At 33.4% G+C, this 21,104-nt stretch carries 19 protein-coding genes, 2 pseudogenes and 1 riboswitch; of the genes and pseudogenes, 5 read left to right on the forward strand and 16 right to left on the reverse strand.

The features are described 5' to 3' along the window. Window positions 1–162 precede the first annotated feature (162 nt). A riboswitch (glycine riboswitch) is annotated at window positions 163–244 on the forward strand. The 4 genes from EBB51_RS07615 to EBB51_RS07630 form a co-directional block, all read right to left on the reverse strand. Continuing rightward, the gene (locus tag EBB51_RS07615; RefSeq protein ID WP_150131722.1) at window positions 225–995 is read right to left on the reverse strand and encodes a DUF559 domain-containing protein; all 771 of its coding nucleotides are present in this window, start codon (window positions 993–995) and stop codon (window positions 225–227) included. It overlaps the preceding riboswitch by 20 nt. Beyond that, window positions 986–1,771: a hypothetical protein gene (locus EBB51_RS07620; protein ID WP_123053913.1), complete on the reverse strand. Its 786-nt coding sequence runs from the start codon at window positions 1,769–1,771 to the stop codon at window positions 986–988. The genes EBB51_RS07615 and EBB51_RS07620 overlap by 10 nt, the downstream gene beginning before the upstream one ends. Window positions 1,772–1,777: 6 nt before the next feature. Continuing rightward, complete coding sequence (locus EBB51_RS07625; protein WP_123053914.1) at window positions 1,778–2,086, reverse strand: hypothetical protein; 309 nt, start codon at window positions 2,084–2,086, stop codon at window positions 1,778–1,780. Window positions 2,087–2,163: 77 nt separating this feature from the next. Further along, window positions 2,164–3,323, reverse strand: a protein-coding gene (locus tag EBB51_RS07630; protein WP_123053915.1) for an IS3 family transposase whose coding sequence is annotated in 2 segments (ribosomal slippage) — window positions 2,164–3,065 and window positions 3,065–3,323 — 1,161 coding nt in all. Because the reading frame shifts where the segments join, the coding sequence is not laid out codon by codon here. A gap of 742 nt (window positions 3,324–4,065) precedes the next feature. On the opposite strand from EBB51_RS07630, the gene EBB51_RS07635 reads away from it, so the two are divergent. Further along, window positions 4,066–4,683, forward strand: coding sequence for an ankyrin repeat domain-containing protein (locus tag EBB51_RS07635; protein ID WP_123053916.1), 618 nt, complete (start codon window positions 4,066–4,068; stop codon window positions 4,681–4,683). Window positions 4,684–4,749: 66 nt separating this feature from the next. Here EBB51_RS07635 and EBB51_RS13860 read toward each other — a convergent pair. After that, window positions 4,750–4,983, reverse strand: a pseudogene (locus tag EBB51_RS13860) (HIT family protein); the annotation flags it as partial. Window positions 4,984–5,261: 278 nt separating this feature from the next. Here EBB51_RS13860 and EBB51_RS07645 point away from each other — a divergent pair. The 3 genes and pseudogenes from EBB51_RS07645 to EBB51_RS07655 all read left to right on the forward strand — a co-directional run bounded on the left by EBB51_RS07645 (window position 5,262) and on the right by EBB51_RS07655 (window position 7,951). Further along, window positions 5,262–6,668 (forward strand): annotated as a pseudogene (locus EBB51_RS07645) (ISLre2 family transposase). A 306-nt stretch (window positions 6,669–6,974) separates the two neighbouring features. Beyond that, window positions 6,975–7,394, forward strand: coding sequence for a hypothetical protein (locus EBB51_RS07650; protein ID WP_123053918.1), 420 nt, complete (start codon window positions 6,975–6,977; stop codon window positions 7,392–7,394). A gap of 362 nt (window positions 7,395–7,756) precedes the next feature. Continuing rightward, window positions 7,757–7,951, forward strand: a complete 195-nt coding sequence (locus EBB51_RS07655; RefSeq protein ID WP_123053919.1) for a YwbE family protein — start codon at window positions 7,757–7,759, stop codon at window positions 7,949–7,951. A gap of 51 nt (window positions 7,952–8,002) precedes the next feature. On the opposite strand, the gene EBB51_RS07660 is transcribed toward EBB51_RS07655, so the two are convergent. Continuing rightward, window positions 8,003–8,200: a cold-shock protein gene (locus tag EBB51_RS07660; protein ID WP_123053920.1), complete on the reverse strand. Its 198-nt coding sequence runs from the start codon at window positions 8,198–8,200 to the stop codon at window positions 8,003–8,005. Window positions 8,201–8,632: 432 nt separating this feature from the next. Here EBB51_RS07660 and EBB51_RS07665 point away from each other — a divergent pair, with 432 nt between their 5' ends. Further along, complete coding sequence (locus tag EBB51_RS07665; RefSeq protein ID WP_123053921.1) at window positions 8,633–8,962, forward strand: YbjQ family protein; 330 nt, start codon at window positions 8,633–8,635, stop codon at window positions 8,960–8,962. A gap of 337 nt (window positions 8,963–9,299) precedes the next feature. Here the strand turns inward: EBB51_RS07665 and EBB51_RS07670 are convergent, their stop codons facing one another. From EBB51_RS07670 to hypF, 10 genes are all read right to left on the reverse strand, one after another. Further along, the gene (locus tag EBB51_RS07670; RefSeq protein ID WP_123053922.1) at window positions 9,300–10,130 is read right to left on the reverse strand and encodes a phosphoenolpyruvate hydrolase family protein; all 831 of its coding nucleotides are present in this window, start codon (window positions 10,128–10,130) and stop codon (window positions 9,300–9,302) included. A gap of 28 nt (window positions 10,131–10,158) precedes the next feature. Further along, window positions 10,159–11,367 carry a Tm-1-like ATP-binding domain-containing protein gene (locus tag EBB51_RS07675; protein WP_123053923.1) on the reverse strand — a complete coding sequence of 403 codons (1,209 nt, stop codon included), beginning with the start codon at window positions 11,365–11,367 and terminating at the stop codon, window positions 10,159–10,161. 159 nt (window positions 11,368–11,526) lie between these two features. Continuing rightward, window positions 11,527–12,720, reverse strand: coding sequence for a phosphoenolpyruvate hydrolase family protein (locus EBB51_RS07680; RefSeq protein WP_123053924.1), 1,194 nt, complete (start codon window positions 12,718–12,720; stop codon window positions 11,527–11,529). Between the two features lie 187 nt (window positions 12,721–12,907). Then, entirely contained in the window at window positions 12,908–14,038 is a 1,131-nt protein-coding gene (locus EBB51_RS07685; protein WP_123053925.1) for a nitrogenase component 1, read from the reverse strand. Further along, entirely contained in the window at window positions 14,035–15,363 is a 1,329-nt protein-coding gene (locus EBB51_RS07690) for a nitrogenase component 1 (RefSeq protein ID WP_123053926.1), read from the reverse strand. The genes EBB51_RS07685 and EBB51_RS07690 overlap by 4 nt, the downstream gene beginning before the upstream one ends. Further along, a complete protein-coding gene (locus tag EBB51_RS07695) occupies window positions 15,354–16,124 on the reverse strand; it encodes a nitrogenase iron protein NifH (protein WP_123053927.1) in 771 nt (256 codons plus the stop codon). Before EBB51_RS07695 ends, EBB51_RS07690 begins: the two co-directional genes overlap by 10 nt. 356 nt (window positions 16,125–16,480) lie before the next feature. Further along, complete coding sequence (gene hypE, locus EBB51_RS07700; RefSeq protein ID WP_123053928.1) at window positions 16,481–17,485, reverse strand: hydrogenase expression/formation protein HypE; 1,005 nt, start codon at window positions 17,483–17,485, stop codon at window positions 16,481–16,483. Next, complete coding sequence (gene hypD / locus EBB51_RS07705) at window positions 17,478–18,536, reverse strand: hydrogenase formation protein HypD (RefSeq protein ID WP_123053929.1); 1,059 nt, start codon at window positions 18,534–18,536, stop codon at window positions 17,478–17,480. The genes hypE and hypD overlap by 8 nt, the downstream gene beginning before the upstream one ends. Further along, window positions 18,536–18,742: a HypC/HybG/HupF family hydrogenase formation chaperone gene (locus EBB51_RS07710; RefSeq protein ID WP_123053930.1), complete on the reverse strand. Its 207-nt coding sequence runs from the start codon at window positions 18,740–18,742 to the stop codon at window positions 18,536–18,538. Before EBB51_RS07710 ends, hypD begins: the two co-directional genes overlap by 1 nt. 13 nt (window positions 18,743–18,755) lie before the next feature. Beyond that, window positions 18,756–21,104 (reverse strand): carbamoyltransferase HypF, encoded by a 2,349-nt coding sequence (hypF, locus tag EBB51_RS07715; protein ID WP_123053931.1) that lies wholly within the window; start codon window positions 21,102–21,104, stop codon window positions 18,756–18,758.

A 21,104-nucleotide genomic window follows, 5' to 3' on the forward strand; every position in this document is an offset into this window, starting at 1 on the left:
CAGCTTATTTAAATAAATCTCTAACTTTTGAAGCACCAACCCCTACAAATATTTTTACAAAAAAAAGGATAATTGTTGATTTTTATTTCAATGAAAAAATCAAGAAATTGCTGCAACTTTATTAAATATATATTAATATACAACATAAAATTAATAGTTCAGATGAAGATAGTGGGAGAGTTATGGCTATGACCATTCACCGAAGAAGTAAATCTTTCAGGTACTTATTTACTACTGTCCCATTCCCGTAAAATTTCTTCACCTCTTGCAACAACCCTATCTTTTAACTCATATGAAGGCGAGTATTCAATTGCAACTTCAGAGTCATCACAGAATATTTCCATATCATTAAGTTTTTTATAAACTGTTCCCATAGTACCAAGTTCATCCTTAAAAAATTCGCTGCCTCTTATTCTTATAAATCTCCATCCTAATCTTTCAAGAATTGCTTGCCTATTCATATCCTCTTCAAATTTATCTTCACCATGCCACTTTTCACCATCACACTCAATGGCAACTTTCTTATCTTTATATACTGCAACCATATCAATTCTATAGGCTCCAACTTCCCACTGAGGTATTATTTTATATCCCTTATCAATTAAATACCTCATAACTCTTTTTTCAAATTCAGACTCTGCCTTAACTACATTTAGGTTATATTCGTTATCTTTTGAATTAGGATTCTTAAAGTAATCCAAAAGCTCTTTTCTAATATCACCCATCTTCAAATCATTTTCAGAGTCTATTGAGTGTATTAACCAAATTTGGTCTTTCGCCCTACTTACTGCTACATTATATCTCTTTTTATATAAGTTATCAGTTCCATAACCATTTAACCTTAATGGACCATTACCGTCATTCGTATCTACCATTGATAAAAAGATTATGTCCCTTTCATCACCTTGGAAATTTGCTGAGTTACCACATAATATTTCTCTTTTTCTGTATTCAGCAGGCTCCATTTTGGATTGAAGAAATCTATCTATAACCATGCCCCTTTTATATTACCAGGAGTTTTAGCATTACCACGTATTCTTCTTCTTAATTCAATCTCCTTTGCCCACTTAGGAGCAGTTTCTTTTAATCTATTTAACAGCTCTCTTCTTCTTTCAATAATTGGTGAAACCTCTTTAATATTTACTAAATACTCATAGAATTGGCTATATAGATTGCTATCATTATTAATTACTGCTTGTTGTAATCCTCTTACTATTACACTACCTTGGCTGCTGGAATATTTACTAACAATATCTGCTAATTTATCCGTAGAGTCCTTATATTTATCATAATCCAATCTATAAATTTCAGATTTAATAACAGCAGCCAGCCTCTCTCCTAATGTCCCTTTTATAAACTTCAAAGCACTAAATTTATCACTTGATAAATCTATTTTATTATCTAAATCATCTATATTTACATCACAGGATTTTATTCTTTTTATGATAGGTTCCCATTGGTCCTGATACCATCTCATATTTTCTTCGATTACATTGCAGTATTTTTTGCAGGTATTTTCAAAGTTGCCGCCCATTGTTTCTGTATCCTCTGCTCCAAGTGGAGCAATTTGTCTATTCCATCTTAGTTTCAATTTATTTTTTACTAAACTTAAGTTATAGAAACTTAATAGAGCCTTAAATTCATTTAAAGCCTTAGGAGTAGCACCATTAACTCTGCATAAATTTATGGTTGTTTTCATATCTGAATTAAATAATAGGTTCAATCTAGTTATCTTTCCATTATGCTCAATTTTTGCGATTATATCTTCCAATTGCCTCTATATATCAATTTTTTCTTTTTTGCCTATAAACTCTGGATTATACTTTAGTATTTGCTCAGAAGTATCCATTGACATTTTGTACACATGATTTATTTCATTTACAAGGTTTACCCACTGCTGTTTTACTGCTTCTTCTTTTGCTGCTTCAATAGTTGCAAGAGTCCATTCTTTATCTAAACTTATGTAATCTAAAGCTTTATTTAAGTCACTAATTAGGTTATTTAAATCATCTATAGTATAACTACTATTTCTATTCCAATAATTGATATATTCATTTAGCTGAGCTTTTCCCGAAAAAGTGGACACTTGAGAGTTAAGTATTCTTTTAATATCGCATATTTACTATTCTATCTGATTCAAGAAAATTTTCTATATAAAATTAATTATGATGCCATTAAAATTCTAAATTCTTTTCTAAATTGAGATGGTACCTTATAGCCAATTGCCTGGTTCCTTCTCTGGTTGTTATAATATATTTCTATATACCAGAATATATCTCGCCTTGCCTCTTCGCGTGTTCTATATTCCTTCTGGTAAAGCAATTCACATTTTATAGTACTGAAAAATGTTTCGGCACATGCATTGTCATAACAGTTACCCTTGCGGCTCATACTGCATATTATTTTGTTCGATTTCAAAAATTCTTGATATTCACTGCTGCAGTACTGTATTCCCCTATCTGAGTGGTGTATTAATCCTGGTTCAGGTCTGTATCTTCTTATAGCATTTTTAAGTGCAGTTATACACAATGATGTCTTCATATTATCAGCTGTAGCCCATCCTACTATTTCTTTTGTACATATATCTTTTACAGTTGAAAGGTATAACCATCCTTCTTTTGTACTAATATAACTGATATCAGTTACCCAAACAGAATCTGGACTATTAACTTTGAAATTTTGATTCAAGAGATTTTCTGCTGCTGGAAGTTTATGATCAGAGTATGTAGTTGCTTTATATTTTCTTTTCCTTATGGAATAAAGCTTATTTTCTTTTTGTATCCTGTAAAGTCTCTGTATGCTGCAATGTGGGAACTCTTCTCTTACATCATAGAGAAGTTTATCAAGTCCGCAAATTCCATGATTTTTAAAATAACTGGCCTGTGCTGTCTTAAGTATTTTTTCATTTTCGTCTTTTATCTTGCTCTTTGACGGCTTATTCCATAAATAATATCCACTGCGTGACACATTGAATAACTGGCACATCTTTGCAACCGAATGAACGTCACGCTGGCTTTTTATAAAGCTATAAATTACCTTCGGCTGTCCTTGGCAAAGATGGCTGCAGCTTTTTTTAATATATCAACTGATTCCTCCAGATCATCTATCTTTTTCTGCTTTTCTCTAAGTTGTCGTTCAAGTTCATCTATACTGGACTTTTCTGGATCTTCTTTTCTTTTTATATTATTTATCCAGTTCCTTAAAGTCTGATCATTTACCCCTAAATCCTTTGATACACTGATTATAGATCTGCCTTCTTCTAATACAAGTCTTATAGCATCAGCTCTAAATTCTGCATTATACCTTCTACCATTACCTGACATTTCTTATCTCCTCCATATGATTATTATATCTAACTCATATGTGTTCATCAATTCGAGTACAGGTCAGGAGATATTATACATCAATATTTACTAATTTGGTTTCCCGTTAAGGAAAAATAGAAAACTAAGTTAGATTAGAAACACACCCTATCGGGTAAAGATTTTACGAATAATAAAGAAGAAGTGAGTTGTAATGTTTATTAGAAATATAGATAGTTTTCTATTGAATGCTACGACTACATTATACAAGGATTTCTAATGTTGTTATATTGTTTTAAAAACTGAAAAAGCCACACTACTTTTTCTTTAGAACCATTGCTTTCCAAACTTTCACCTTCTCTTATATTAGTTAAATAAGTATTATATATAAAGTCATAATTTATATTTTAGAATAACTTAAAAATTATTTCTATAATAAGTGTATAAATATATTTTGGTAAGTATTTCATGTATACTATTTATAAGCACCAATGTTAACTTTATGAAAGTAGGATTTAAAGTGAATGAATTTATTAAACTTTTAGATAAAAGCCTTGATTTATCCTAATATAAAAATATAATCTTAATTAGCTTTCTATCTAAAATTTCATTGAAATCATTGCTTTAACACTAGTAATAGATACTGGTATAGGATATATTATAAATAGATAAAATCCATTCACAATGTAAGATTTTGCATAAATGCTTTAAATATTTACCATTTCAGCATGATAAAATATGTAATTAACCGGAGGTAACTAACATGAAAATATTTGGTAATATATTTTCTTCAAAACCTAAATCAATTTATACATTTATTCGAGAAGGAAACCTTAATGAAATAAGGAATTATTTTAAGGACGCTGGGGATTTAAATTATAATTCAAAGCTTGAAAATATGCTTTTTTTTGCTATTGATAATTGTGAAAATAATTATTTTGAAGTAATTGAAATACTAATAAATAACGGTGCCGATATTAACAGCCATCATGGCAGTCTTTCAGAAACCCCTCTTCATAGGTTTTGTGCACGGGGTAAACCTCGCATAGACGTAATAACTATGCTATTAGAAAAAGGAGCGAAAGTTAATGGACTCAACATATCCGGCAAGACTCCTATATTTTACTGCACCTTTAACTATTCTGTAGAGCTTCTGAATCTTCTTGTAAAATATGGAGCTGATATAAATATAAGAGACAAATATAAAAACACACTTCTTCATGATGATTATATTGGCTGTCCTTATGAAAACTTTGAAGAGTTTTTAAAAACCCTTATAAGTCTCGGATTCGATATTAATTCAAAAAATTCCTTAGGACTAACTCCTTTAGAAGCTTGTCAGAATAAAAAGATCAAAGCTATTATAAGAAAATACGCGTAAATAAATAAACCTCTTTGTATTTAAATGGTCTTGTAGTGAAACCAAACATAAAGAGGTTCAATTTATTTACCCATCATACTTGACTAAAGCCTTCTTTAAATTTCTAACTACACCTCTAGGATTTTCTACATCACACTTATATCTTGGAATTAAATGAACATGCAAATGCTTTATTGTCTGTCCAGCATAGTAATCTACATTAACTCCTATGTTGTATCCTGTTGGTTCATACTGAATATCTAACATCTCCTTAACCTCATGCATAAGGCTGTATATAGCTTTTATTTCTTCCTCTGTCGCTCAATGTCATCAGTTTAAAATGTAATAAAAAGTAAAAGGTTCCTTTCAAAAACACTTTACATTTTAAAATTATCACAAATGATCAAAAAGATCACATAGATTTTGTGTATTTCTAATGATTAAAATGAAATTTAACTTAGAGTATAATTTTAGTAGGCAAAAGTAGTAAATGTTACTGCATACTAAATTAAAAGGAGATACAAAAAGTACCTCCCACATACATAAAAAATCCATTATAATGTAAGTTGTGAAGACTATACAAGAAAATGGGTGAGATTATGTACAATTTAAGTTTAAATGATAAAAGTATAACTTTCAATGATTTGGAGAAAAAAATATATAAATATGTATGCGATGAGGCATGTAGATTTTTAAGAAAAGTGCTAACGCACCTAGACCGAAGGTTGATGGATGAAAGGGATAGTAAGGTCTATAGAAATAAAGGGTTAAGATCTACTTGTATAAAGACTATTATGGGAGACGTAGAGTTCAAAAGACGTATGTATAAATTTAAAACAGATGATGGGAAAAAAGCATATAAATTTTTATTAGATGAATATTTGCAAATGGATACAATAGGTCATATTTCAAGTACTTTAGTAGAAAAGATAGTTGATAATGTAACTAATGTATCTTAGAGAAATACTTCTAGTAATATCAAAGAGCTGACAAACCAAGAAATCAGCCATACAGCAGTATGGAATATAATACAAAAGTTAGGTTCTAAAATAGAAGAAAAGGAAGAAAGAAAAATACTGTTGAATAAAAAAGGACAATTGAATGGACCAAAAGAAGTTAAGGTTTTGTTTCAAGAACAAGATGGAATATGGCTAAATACACAGGGAAAAGATAGACCTAAGGGAAGTAAGTCTAAAAAGAAAGAACTTAAGCTTGGAATAACTTACGAAGGATGGAAGAAGAGAAATGGCAGCAAAGATGCTTATGTAGTTGAGAATAAAATAGCATGTGCTAGTTTTAGTACCGGTAAAAAGTTCAAAGAACTTAGTGATGCTACCATTGCAGAAATATATAATACAGATGAAATTGAAACAAGAATTTTAAATGGAGATGGAGCATCATGGATAAAACAAGGTATAGGGGATGAAGGCATATATTTTCAATTAGACCCATTTCATAAGAGCCAGGCTGTATTAAGGAATATACAAGACAAAAAGGAAGCACATAAACTAATGAAAATGCTGCATGATGGACAAATAGAAGAGAGTTTTGCATACGTAACAAAGCTAATGGTTAAATATACTGAAGATGAAAAAAAGTTTAAGAAGTTAAAAAAATTATATACATATATTTTTGACAATAAAATAGGATTAAGGCCATATCACTTAAGAGAAGAGATAAAAATGCCAGAAGCCCCGGAAGGCTTAGAATACAGAAATTTAGGAACAATGGAGCATAATATATGCGATATACTAGCTCAAAGGATGAAAGGAAGAAAAATGAGTTGGTCCATTAAAGGTGCAAATAATATGGCTAAGATATTAGCAGAAAAAGCAAGTAAGAGGATATATAATTTAATTAATGAAGTATGTTCTGGAGTTATTCCAGATAGTAAGTTAGAAACAATAACAGAAATGATTACGCTAACAGCAGCTGATGTAAATAAGAAAGTAAAGAAATGTTGTACAACAGGCAAGTATACCATTTACAGGCTGCGCCATGACTAATGGAAGAAAAGCAATACAAAGTTTTTTTAAGCAGAGAAATTTTAGTGAACTTATTTATAGATAAGTTTAAAATTCCAGATAAAAAGTTAAGGGGATAAGTACGCCCTTTCGGGCTGCGGGCGAAGCCCTTTGAAAATGGAATTTTTAACCACATTTATAATGGAAAAAGTTAAAAAATAAATTGCCTACTAGAACTTGACACAAACTCTAGTGAGAAACTTTTTGTATGATAAGTAGTTTTATGATATAATTATATATTGTCATTAAATAATGACTAAATAAAAAATGTAAAGTGAGACTATTAAAATGAGAAATGAAAAATTAGAAAGAACAATAATCAAACTAGATAATGAAATTGCTGCTATGAAAATTGCTAAGAAGTACTTATCAAATGTGGAAGAAATAAATAAAGTACAAGAGACTTTAAATAACAAGAGACAATTATTAGCCAATGAAATATATGCCGAGGATCATAAATCTTATTCAGAATGCCGCGAAGTTATAGAAGGAATGTTAGATAAAGAATTAGGAAAAGAAGAACAAATTGAATTGCTTGAAACGATAAAAGACAAATTTGGGAGAAAATCACCAAATGTAAGTAAAGTAAGTAATGGACTTAATGCTTGGCTAAAAGAACTTAGCATTGAATATAGTTGGATTAATAATGAAGAAACTGATTGGGATAAATTGGTTATAACTGGATTTGGATTATATAAGCAGAAATAAAACAGTTTACATACTAATATTATATTGACGGCTGGAGAGCGTCCACAGATTTTATGTAAATATCTCACCTGCCGTTACCAGTTTTTTTATTGAAATCCTTATGCATCCTGTTATTACTGCAAGTTCTAAAGAAGAATTTGTTTTTAATGCTGATTCAAAAAGAATACTTCCAAATTAGTATAATATATTCACATTATAATCTATCTTCAATTTTTATCAAAACGAAATATGAGATACTTGAATTAAAAGAATTTCAGCTGTCACCTAAACAATATTATAAATTCACTATGAAGCTGTAATATCTAACGTAAAATTTTCAAAAACAATTCACAAGAATATTAAATACAAAGGAGCACTAATATATGAATGGTAAAAGAAGAGAAGATGTTTATGCAGGAAGGCTTGTAGATATTGTGTTAAAAGAGGATCAACGCACTGGGAAATTGACACGTGGAACTGTCAAAGATATACTTACAAATTCAACCTATCATCCTAGAGGAATAAAAGTAAGGTTGAGCGACGGTAAAATAGGCAGAGTTCAAAATATAATAAAATAACTAAAAACCCCTTAAATAGAATAACTATTTAAGGGGTAAAATATTCATTAATTAAATAATAGTAATATTTTCTGCTTGAGGTCCTTTTGGTCCTTTAACTACGTCATAAGAAACTTTTTGACCTTCTTCAAGTGATTTGTAACCATCTGAATTTATTTGAGAAAAATGTGCAAAAACATCTTTTCCATCTTCTCCTGTAATAAATCCAAATCCTTTTTCTGAATTAAACCATTTTACTGTACCATTCATTTAATGTATACCTCCGAAATTTTATTCTTAAATTCATTGTAATAACCCACTAAATAAAATCTCGATATCACATACTATATTTATAAAGTACTAATTGAAATATATTCGTGTTGCATTAATTACTATTAATTTAAGTTCTTATTAATGATATCATAGTTTATTATATATAGCAAGTTATTTTAATATTATACCCTAATAAGTGATATAATATTTATCTAAAAGATGTAATCGATGGCGAATTTTTATTCTAAAAATCCTCCAAGCTTTTCTATTAAATACCTTTTTGAAATTTATTTCTATTCCTATATTACGAAATTGAAGATATTAAAATAATTTACTGGCACAAGAGATTAATTTATGATATAATTGCATCTATGTTTTTTGGATAATATATATATAGTTAAAAAATTAATGAATATGAGGTGGACAAAAATGGATAAAAGGATGACAACAACGGCTTTTGAACTTCCAGGATATAAGGTAGTAGAAAACAATGGATTAGTAAGAGGTATAATTGTTCGTTCAAGAAGTATTGTAGGGAATATAGGAGCAGGCTTACAAAGTCTTGTGGGTGGAAATATATCATTATATACTAAATTGTGTGAGCAGACTAGAAATGATGCTTTTGAATTAATGATGAAGCATGCAGATGAATTAGAATCTAATGCTATTATTGGAATTAGATATGATGCAAATGAGGTATCACAAGGCATAACAGAAGTTTTATGTTATGGTACAGCAGTTAATGTAGAAAAAGAATAGTTTAAAGAACATCTTATAGAAATAAAATCGCATTATTCAGAAAGAATTTGCGATTTTTTACTATGCAATATAAATGTTATATAAAGCAGCAGTTTTTCATAGAGACATAATAAGAAAAGGAAAAGAGGTTATCGCGCAAGAATTTTTAAAATCTATAGAGAACGCAGCCTGTGTACCCAAATTTAATTTTTCATTATAAATCAACAGAGACCTCTTCAAATAAAAAATTAGTATGATTTTACTTATATGTGATACTCAATAAAAATATTTTCAACTAAAAAATAAAGGCTAGTCTATAAGCAAAATTAGCCTTTAAGTAAATCCATACTTTGAATTATTATTTTTTTATTAATTTAAATGATTCTGTCTGCTCTTTAATACTTCTCTCGGCCGCAAGTCTTTCAATACTAGATGCTCCAAAGAAACCATCTATTCCTTCTGTTCTCTGAATTACATATTTAGCATCTTCTGGTTCTGCAATAGGTCCACCATGGCAAATTACCATAATATCTGGATTGACTGATCTGCCTGCTTTAATTATAGCTTCAATTTTCTCAACACAATCATCTAATGTAAGTGCTGTTTTAGCACCAATTGTACCTTTTGTAGTCAGACCCATATGTGCCACTAAAATATCAGCGCCTGCTTCTGCCATTGCTTTTGCTTGTTCTGGATCAAAAACATATGGCGTTGTAAGCATATCCAATTCATGTGCTTTTTTAATCATTTCAACTTCAAGTCCATATCCCATGCCTGTCTCTTCTAAATTTTGTCTAAATACTCCATCAATCAAACCTACTGTTGGGAAATTTTGAACTCCGCTAAATCCCTGAGCTTTTAATTGTTTTAAATATATATCCATAACTCTAAAAGGATCAGTTCCACAAACACCAGCAAGTACTGGAGTATTCTTTACAACTGGAAGTACTTCTGCTCCCATTTCAACTACAATTTTATTAGCATCTCCATAAGATAATAAACCTGCAAGAGAACCTCTTCCTGCCATTCTGTATCTTCCAGAGTTATATATAATAAGCATATCAGCACCACCAGCTTCGCTGCTCTTAGCTGTAATACCTGTTCCTGCTCCTACTCCTACCAATATTTTACCACTTTCAACCTGTTTTTTAAAACCTGATATAATTTCGCTTCTTGTCATTGTATTCATAAATAATTCCTCCTATAATTTAAATTTATTATTTTTTCATCATATCTATTAACTTTTGTGCTGCAGCCTCTGCAAATTCTACATCATTAATAGCACAATCCATTTCTACTATTTCCACAAAATTTTTATTTACATTATTTCTTAATATATCAAATAGAACCTTATCTTCTTCTGGTCCATAGAAAGGTTGACCTTCTACATCAATACCAGATATTCCTTTTAGTGGTATAAGCAATGCTGCTTTTTCTTTAGCCAAATTTAATTTTTCAGCTAACTTTTTACCAATTGCTTTATTTTCCTCTATATTTGTTCTCATAAGTGTTACTGTAGGGTTATGTTTATATAAATTACGTCCTTTAAATTTCTCTGGTACTGTATCGTATGGACCAAAGTTACACATATCAAGTGCACCTACAGATACAACTTGCGGAATATTATTTTTGCTTGCTGCCTCTAAACGCTTAGGTCCTGCATTTAAGACCCCTCCAATAATTTCATCTGCCCATTCAGTGGTTGTAAGATCTAGTACACCTTCAATGAAACCTCCATCAATAAGTGATTCCATTGAGCGTCCACCTATACCTGTTGCATGAAATACAAGGACTTCATATCCCCTTTTTTCAAGATACTCTCTTGCAGCTGTTATACATGGTGTTGTTACACCAAACATAGTTGCAGCAGCCAATGGCTTTTTCTCCACAACTCTTGTATTCTCAAACTTAACCATACCTGCAATTGCAAATACAGCATTTGTAAAAATCTTTGTTGAAATCGAGTTAAGACCTGCAATATCTACTATAGAAGGCATCATGATTATATCACTGGTACCTACATAAGGTTCAGTATTTCCTGAAGCAACTGTTGAAACCATAACCTTTGGCACACCTATAGGTAATGCCCTCATAGCTGGTGTCACTAAAGAAGTTCCTCCAGAACCTCCAAAAGAAATAATGCCATCGAATTTACCCTGCTTGTATAATTCAGGTACTAATTTTTCCATACCTTTTGCTAATAATTCTGTTGCTAATGCCCTATCTTTTTTAGAAGCTAAAGTTTCTATATCTATGCCTGCTGCCTTTGCTACTTCACTATTTGATACATCTGGTTCAAAAGTCGGCTTAAATACCCCTGTATGAATAGTAAAAGTACCTAAACCCAAACTTTCAACTAATTCCTTTACATATGAATATTCAATACCTTTGGTATCAAATGTTCCTGCAATAGCGATAGTCTTCAATTTATTTAACCTCCTTTACAACTTTATTTTTACCTAGTCTGTACAATACTAGGTAAATAGTTTAGAGAACGTTCTCATAAAAAAGTATGATTAATTACAAGTTAATCATACTTTTTTCATGCTTTAGAGTAAACGTTATTATGTACTATATTCTTGTGTTTATGTCATATTTCTAAATTTATATTGTTTTGGAGAACATCCCTTATACTTTTTAAATATTTTGCTAAACTGTGCATAATCCTGATAACCAACTAACACTGCTAATTCTGACAATTGAATATTCTCTTTAGATATAATTTCTGCTGCTTTATTTATACGAAATTTAACTAGATACTGTGGAAAACTACAGCCTACTTCTTTTTTAAACAAACTGCTTAAGTAACCTCTAGATACATGGGCTACTTTAGCTAAATCTAAAAATGAAATATCATTCATGTAATTTTGAGCAACATATTCTTTAACAAATTCAACATAATTATAATGCTTTGTAATTCCATCTAGCATCTTAACCATTAAATCATCTTTATCAAACTGAGCTGATGATTTAAAAGCTTTTGTTATATTTGTAATAGACTTTTCTGATGGAATTCTTTCAAATGCCGAGCCACCTACATATCCCATTAAATCTTCATTATTACTATACATATATTGAACATCAATTGGTGTTTTTACAGGCCCACCATATATTAATTTAATTACATTGGGCTTTAACTCATCACATTTATTAAATATCTTTGCTGCCTTAACCTTTGCAGCTTCCAGTGAGAAGACTTTTTTTGCTCCTAATAATCCCCCTCCTGTTAATCCCAAATGTACACAAATAACATCAGCTCCAGCATTAATCATTTGCTCTGCTTGTATTTTATTAAATACAAATGCAACTGTAAACATGTTTTCCCTATGAGCTATTCTTATTGCTTCTACCTCGGTTAAATAATTACATCCAGCTTCTTCAAGTGCTTCGCCGAATTGATTGTCTATCAATCCGACTGTAGGATAATTATTAATACCAGAAAAGCCCATATCTTTTATTTTATATATGTAGTTTTCCATATCTTTTGTAGGATCCGTTGCATTAAATCCAAAAATAATAGGCATATCTTTTACTAATGGTATTATTTCTTTTGAAGCAAAGTCCATTACCATATCATTGCTATTACAGAATGGTAAAAAACCCGCTAATGAGCTTCTCCCCATCTGCCGAAACCTACCAGAATTTAACGCTAAAATAAAATCAGCTCCACCCTTTTCTACATATTTTGCTGTCATTCCCGTACCTGTTGCTACACCAATAATATGGTTTCCTTTTTTTATTTGTACACTGATATTCTTCAATAACCTTTCTCTCTTCATATTTTTTCTATACCTCTCATCTTGTTCACCATTTACTATTTTTCATAATAGCTCACATTACCCAACTTTTAAAGAAGTAACTTTTCTAATTAATCCATAAAAGTTGTGAAGCAACTCATTAATCGTTGGAAACAGTAAAAACCCACTACATCTGTCGTGGGTTTCAGTTACAATCTTGTCTTTTAATTCACTGTATTATATCTATATTATCAACCAAATCCGGAATATTTTTTCTATAAATTCTTCCCGAAAAAGCTTCATGTGGAAGTGATATAAATTTAGTACTAGGCTGAATAATCCTGCGATAAATAGGGTCTGCAATCACAGCCTTTGCATTTTGCAAATACAGCATTATATTATCTTCATCTTCTGCCAAAATATCTTCTGATAATAACAAATCAGGTTCCGTTTCCAAAGGGCATAAAACTTTAACTTTCATATTCTTTGTAAGTGCAAGTGCTGCAGCTAATGATTCGGAGTAAATGTTTTCTCCAATAATAACTGTGTCACAGTCGCATACAGCTCGTTTATATGCAATTTGTGATTTTCCTGTGCTAATTGCTTTATCTAATGATTTCATTACTACAGCTGCAAACTGATCTCCCATTGGAACGCCGACAACATATGGTGTTCCAAACTTCTTCTGTAATTCTTTTGCTGCCAAAAGTCCAGTAGAAGAAACAACTAAGTTTACTTCTGCAGCTCCGGCTTGTTTCATTTGATCCAGTGTACTTCCCATTGCCCATGCAGATAAAACCTCGAAACCAGCTTCAGTTAATCGCCTTCTAATGCTGTCTACACTGCTGTTTACAGAATAATCTAAAGGAGTAACTCCAAGCACATTTACACTTTTTACTCTTTGAGGTAAACCATCCAAAGTAAATCGTTTAGCTATTTCAGCAAGAGCCTGTCCTGCTCCACATATATAAGAGTGCATTCCATTTGTTTGAATAGCAAATGTAGGGATTTTAGTTTCATTTTCAATCACTTCTGCAATAGCAAGAAAATCTGTACCTATCATCATTGGAATGGGTGTACCTGCAATAGCTATAAATTTAGGATGCAAGTCATTGGCAGCTGTCACAATATCATGTATTAATTTTTCATCATCACCCATGATAGCTTCCATTTCAGAAAGACCTGTAATATATATCATGCTGTCCATATCATACCAGCGTGGTTCGTCATGAGTAGTATATGTCGAATTGCACCCTGATGCATCATGCATGACAGTCATCCCGCCTAATTCATATAGTGCGGAACAGACACCCGATACATCTGCAGTATATATTGAAATAAATGCTGAAGTCTGTTTCATAAGCAGCAATCACACCCCAATCCTTTGACTTGTATAATTTCGCGTACATTTTTCGGATATATAAAAGCTTCTTTTATAAGCCCAGCTAGCCTCACAATTCCATCAAAACCATACATGCCGCCGCCTTCTACTATGTTTACAAAGTATTCACTTCCTGTAAAATAAGCAGCCTTTTGTCCTATTGCAAGGCTCTTTTCACTGCATTTTCTGTCCAGAACACGCATTTTTGCATGTACTGTAGCATACACTTTTATTTCAGGTTTGTTTTTTACAAGCCAGTCAAAATCTGTTTTGTCCCATTTTGTAAATGAATCTACATACAACCTATCTACATTAAATCCATTTTCCACAAGTAATCTTGTAAGTCCTGCTGGTCTCGGAACAGATGTATAATCTATAGAAATCTTTGCACCGCCAGTCACTTCTTTTGCTTCTTTCAAAGCATTTAAAGCTGCTAATTTTTCATCTTCGTATTCTTTTTTTGGTAATCCCAAATATTTGTTCAATATATTCAAATTTTTTGTTATTTCATCAAATCCATAACACAAAGGCAAATACAAGTGCTTCTGTTCTAATTTTTGTTGTAAATACTCCCCAGCTGGTATTGCAGCAGGAAGACAGGATATATTAGCACAACTTTCAGCCATTTTAAGGTATTCATCATAGGTTTTGCAAAGAGTAATATCCTTAAGTTCATATCCATTTTCACGGATGGTCCGTATTAATTCACTGCTTTCATCCGTAGGAATATTGTTGCCAATGATATTAATGCTTTTTTTGTTAATTTTAATTGGTTCAAGTATACTATACAACTGGCGTCTCATTTTCTCATCCGGCGTTAGACCACTTTTCCTCATAATAGGATCCATATAGCATTCTGCAAAGGCCACATCTGGATATCTTTTTCGTAATTCTCCATAAACTAGCTCCAAATCACATCCCATAAAATGCTGTATGCAGGTTGTATATAGCAAAACTACCGTGGGTTTTTGTGGAAGCTTCTCAAGTATATCCGATACACCCTCAATGATAAGTTCTTCCATGTCACCTTCCAGCACATTGTTCTCCTGTACAGCTATAGTTGAAAATCTGTCAGATGCGCCCATTTCTGCTGCTGTAAGAACAACTCCTCTTAAACAATTTGCTGCACATACATATATCTGATGTGATTTTGGAATGAGCATTCCAATATGAACTATATTCCATGTTCCCCTAGCAGGAGCATTATATTCAAGTCCAGATACAAAAGGTGCAGGAAATGCAGCATCTTTTATTGCAGTGCAGGCACCTGTCTCATCAACATGTCTAGATACATTTATAAGCATGATATCTCCTTCCCGCATATCCTTGTGATACTCTCTGCTAGCTTTCTATACTGTTTTGCAATATCACTTTCGGGAAATGCTTCTATTACCGTCTTATTCAAGGTTTCTGCTTCCTGAACGACATCACTCCTGTCTAGGGTACCAACTATTTCTGAATGAATATCCTCTGCCAATTCGCTCACTTTTTCATATTCATTTTTCACATTTCTTCTGTTAAGAATAACTCCCCCAAGGCTTGCATAACCTCTGCCTTTAAAGTTATCTATAGCCATTGCAATATTGGCTGCTGCATGAATGGCCATGTTTTCGCCTGACGTTATAATAAATACTTTGTCTGCATAGCCCTTACGCATTGGCATGGAAAATCCTCCGCATACTACATCACCCAATACGTCATATATCACTAAATCTGGTTTATATACATCATACGCGCCTTTTTCTTTTAACTTTTCCAGCGCTGCTATAATTCCTCTACCTGCACACCCTAAGCCTGGATTAGGACCACCTGCTTCCACACATATTACACCGCTGTATCCAATGGTAACCATGTCCTCCAGGGTAAAATCATTTTTCTTAGTTCTTACAAGTTCAAGTACTGTATTCATGTTTGCTTTACCATGAAGTGAAATTGTAGAATCAGCTTTAGGGTCGCATCCAATCTGCATGACTCTTATTCCTTTATCAGAAAGTGCAGCTGATATGTTAGAAACTGTTGTAGATTTTCCAATACCACCTTTTCCGTATACTGCAATTTTTATCATAATATGTTCCCTCCATATTCTAATTTACTAGAGTTCACCTATTCTTATTTTATAGGTATCTACGGCCAACATTTAAATGTCTGGTTCAGTTATCTATAGATAGTTAACCCTAAAACTAAACTTATGCAATTTACCAATTTAAATATAGCTGTTAGTATTTTAACTACCAACTATGTATAAGTATGGTAAGTTCCTAATATAATAAGTTCATGTTTACAATTTGCTATCCCTATTATAAACATTAGTATTTTCAATACATGTTAGAAATGTTTAAATTAACGATTTATATAAGATTCAATACCAGAAACTCAACATATCCCGGAGTGTAAGTTGAGTTTCGGCCGTGTAAGCCTGTATTAACATATTCTTGGAAGCAATTCTCCCCCTGGCGGCGGTAATAATGTTTCTGCACCAATTTCTGTTTTTACAATAACACGCCCCGGCATATCGCAAGTTACCTCACCTATAATAGCTGCATCTTTAGAATATTTACCCTTACGTAATGTATCAACAAGCTTTGGAGCAATTTCTTTTGGAGCAAAAATCACAAGCCTGCCTTCACATGCAAGATATAATGGTTCCAGTCCCAGCATACCGCATACACCCTTTACACCATCTGCTACTGGTATACTCTTTGAATCTAGTCTAATTCCAACTTTACTCTGCTCTGCAATTTCATATAATACCGTGCCGACACCCCCGCGTGTAGCATCTCTTATAACATGAATATCTTTTGACGTATCAAGCATAGCTTTTACTGTTCCCCATAATGGTGCACAATCACTTACTACATCTGATTCAATTCCAAACTCATTTCGTGCCAGCAAAACAGTACATCCATGTCGTCCTATATCACCGGTTACAATAACTGCATCACCAGGTTTTGCATTAAAGCCAGAAGTATTAACATCCTCCATAATCTGTCCTATACCTGTTGTTGTTATAAATACACCATCAACCTGCCCTTTTCCAGCCACCTTTGTATCTCCAGCTACTATTTTAACCCCTGCTTCATCTGCAGTCTTTTCCATAGCTGCTGCAATTTTCTCTAACTTATCCATTGGAAAGCCTTCTTCAATAACAAAGGCACAGGATAAATATAAGGGCCTCGCTCCCATACAAGATAAGTCATTTACTGTACCGCAAATGCTTAGTTTTCCAATGTTTCCACCTGGAAATTCTGATGGAGAAACAATAAATCCATCTGTTGTAAATGCTATTTTCCCACCTTTAATGTTCAATACTGCAGCATCGTCTGATGTTAAGTCAGAATTCGAAAAATGAGTTTTAAAAACCTTATCTATTAATTCTGATGTTTGTCTTCCTCCAGCCCCATGAGCTAGCATAACTGTTTTATCCATTTATATTTCCTCCATACTGATAATATGCTGAACATGCCCCTTCATTGGATACCATGCAGGCTCCAACGGGATGCAGTGGTGTACATCCTTTACCAAATACCATGCAATCTGATGGTTTACATTTTCCCTGCAAAACATCACCACATCGGCATGCCGGATTGCTTCTTCCCTTTACTTCTGGTAAATTGAATTTATCTCTGGCATCAAACTCTTTATAAGCTTCCTTCAATTTAAGACCTGAATTTTTAATAATGCCAAGACCTCTCCATTCAGAATCACAGTTCTCCATGATTTCAGATACAATAGCCTGAGCCGCTTTACTGCCTTCATGTGTTACAACTCTCGGATAACAGTTTTTAAAGAAGCTGCCTCCCTCTTGTAATTTTGTGATTATTACAGCAAGTGCTGTCATAATTTCATTTGCAGTAAAACCTGTTACTACTCCGCTAACGCCTTCGTTAACTAAAGACTCACAAATCTTAGTACCTGTAATGGCATGTACATGACCCGGATATAAAAATGCATCTGCACTGTCTTTTAGTGTTTTGTATGCTCCCGGCATAGTTTTGTTTGCCGTAAGTAATGCAAAATTTTTAAGCCCTGCATCTTTCGCCTTTTTCACCGACAGACAGCTGGCAGGTGTAGTTGTTTCAAATCCTACTGATAAGAATACTACCTGCTCTTTAAGGTGCCCACTTGCATACTCATAAGCATCAATAGGTGAGTATACTATTTGAACCTTTGCGCCTTTTGACCTAGCTTCCGCAAGGCTCATTTCTGAACCAGGGACTCTCACTAAATCTCCAAAAGTACATATTGTGGCATTATGGTAAAGAGCCAGCATAACAGCTTCATCAATAAAGCCAACAGGAGTAACGCAAACTGGACATCCCGGTCCTGATATCAGTTCAATATTCTCTGGTATGATATTTCTAATTCCCAGCCTGAATATTTCATGGGTATGAGTTCCGCAAACTTCCATAATGCGAATTTTGGGTCCCCTGTAGGATTCAATAATCTCCTTTGCGGTTTTTTTTATATTATTGAGCATTATAATTCCTCCATGATTTTATCTGTTTCGCTTTTGTCATCATTCGTAATTTTAGCAATGGCAATTCCTGCATGGACCATAACATAATCACCTGGTTCCAATTCATCGATTAATTCTGAAGATACTTCTCTTTTTGCTCCTGAAGCATCAATGACTGCCGTCCCTTCTTTAATCTTTACAACTTTTGCTGGCAAACCTACACACATAGTCATTCTCCTTTCATTTTTTCAATTTATTTATATGTTTCATTGCTGCTACTGCCTGCCCTAGTGCGATTCCTCCATCATTTGGCGGCAATAAACTATGGGTTAAAACTCTAAAGCCCATTTTTCTCAAACGTTCTATGCTCATTTTTAATAATAACTGGTTTTGATACACTCCACCGCTTAATGCTATAGTATTGATTCCACTTTTTTCTGAAGCATGTTCACAAGCAGCTGCAATCATGTCTGACAATTTTTCATGGAAAAAGTAAGCAAGCATCTGTGCATCTTTTCCAGCTAAAGTTTCCTCTACAATTTTCTTTACTAAAGCATCAGTTGCTAAAATTAACTGCGCATTTGAATTTTCATAAACAAGGCTTTCAAGCTCAATACTGTCGGCATCAGGAATCTTACCGCCGCTATTGTAAACAGCATATTTTTCTTCATAAGCTTCTGCTTCAAACTCAAGCATCATAGAAGCTTCACCTTCAAAAGATGATTGTTTTCTGATATTCAAGATAGCACTTACAGCATCAAACAAACGCCCCGCACTTGTAGATATTATGCTGTTTATTTTGTTGTCAGCCATCGTAAACTGAACATTGCAGCTCTTCTCATCACATAATTTAAGCATTTTTACAATTTCAGCTGCCTTTGCTCTGTCTTTGTATATACCATAGATCATAGATACTGCAATTCGCCAGCCCTCTTTAGCTGACATATCGCCGCCAATCTGGACAAAGGGTTTTATGCTGCCGAGCCTTTCAAAGCCATCATAAGTAGCCTTTAATAACTCCCCGCCCCAAATTGTTGCGTCAGTCCCATATCCTGTTCCATCAAAGGAAACACCTATAACCGGCTCGGAATAATCATTTTCAGCCATACAGGATACGATATGTGCATAGTGATGTTGAACCTGCAGAACAGGAATTCCAATTTCCTGTGCCACATAAGTAGTATTATACTTTGGATGCATATCGCATGCCGCAATGGCTGGCGTGATCTCAAGCAGAGTTTCAAGTCTTGTAATTGACTCTTTCAAAGCATTTACTGTTCTTAAATCTTCCATGTCACCAATATATGGGGACTGATAAAACAAATCATTTTTACCTAAGCAAAAAGTATTTTTGAGTTCACCGCCGACTGCTAGTACTTCCCCTTTAAACCCGTTTGTAATCATAAATGGCAGTGGTGCATATCCCCTAGAGCGCCTTATCATATAAGGTTTTTCTTCAAAGAAATCCATAACAGAATCATCTGCACGAATACGAATCATTCGGTTGTGTGATAATATAACATCACACATCTTTGATAATTCTGTTATTGCATCATTGTCATCTCTGCATATTGGTGTACCCGATGTATTACCGCTTGTCATAACTAGGCAGTCCGGCATGGATATATCATCATCATATCTAAATATGAGAAGTTGAAGGGGGGCATATGGAAGCATTACTCCAACCTTTGGATTGTAAGGTGCCGCAGCATCGCACACATTTCCACCTGGCTTTTTTTTCAGAAGTATGATTGGTTTCTGATATCCATTGAGTATTTCTTTTTGAACTTTTGTAAATTCACACTCACGTTCTACAGTTTCCATATCCCGCATCATAACTGCAAATGGTTTCGCTGGCCTTCTCTTTAATTTTCTAAGGCGCTGCACAGCTTCTTTACTTGCGGCGTTACAGCAAAGATGAAAGCCTCCAATTCCCTTTATAGCTGCAATCCCTCCATCATGGATTACTTGTCTTGTATAAGTAATTGCAGCTTTGCCACGTTCATCTCTTCCAATTAGGTAAACCTCCGGGCCGCATTCATTGCAGCATACCGGCTGTGCATCATATCTTCGAGTTTCTGCATGAGTGTATTCATATTCGCACTCTGGGCACATAGGAAATTCGCCCATGCTGGTACGCACACGGTCGTAAGGCATGGAATCTAAAATAGTAAGCCTTGGTCCGCAGCACGTACAATTTATAAATGGATGAAGGTATCGTCTGTCATTCTTATCAAAAAGTTCTTTTATACATTCTGGACAGATGCCAATATCTGGGGATACAAAAATCTCACCTTGCTCCTTTTCACTTTCAATAATTTCAAATTTATCAAATCTTTTTGACTCCACCACTTCATGCACATCAATTTTTAATATTGATGAACGTTTCGGAGGATTGTGTTTTAAATCATACAGAAAGCCTTCTACTTCACTTCTACTTCCCTGTGCCCATATTTCTACGTAAGATCCTTTGTTGCACACACTTCCAAGTATATGATTTCTACCTGCATGCCGACTTACTGTAGGTCTGAAGCCAACCCCCTGAACGATACCATAAACTCTTATAAGTAAAGTTTTATACGCCTTCAT

This window comes from Clostridium sp. JN-1 (genome assembly GCF_003718715.1).
In the GTDB taxonomy this organism is placed as follows: Bacteria; Bacillota; Clostridia; order Clostridiales; family Clostridiaceae; genus Clostridium_AV.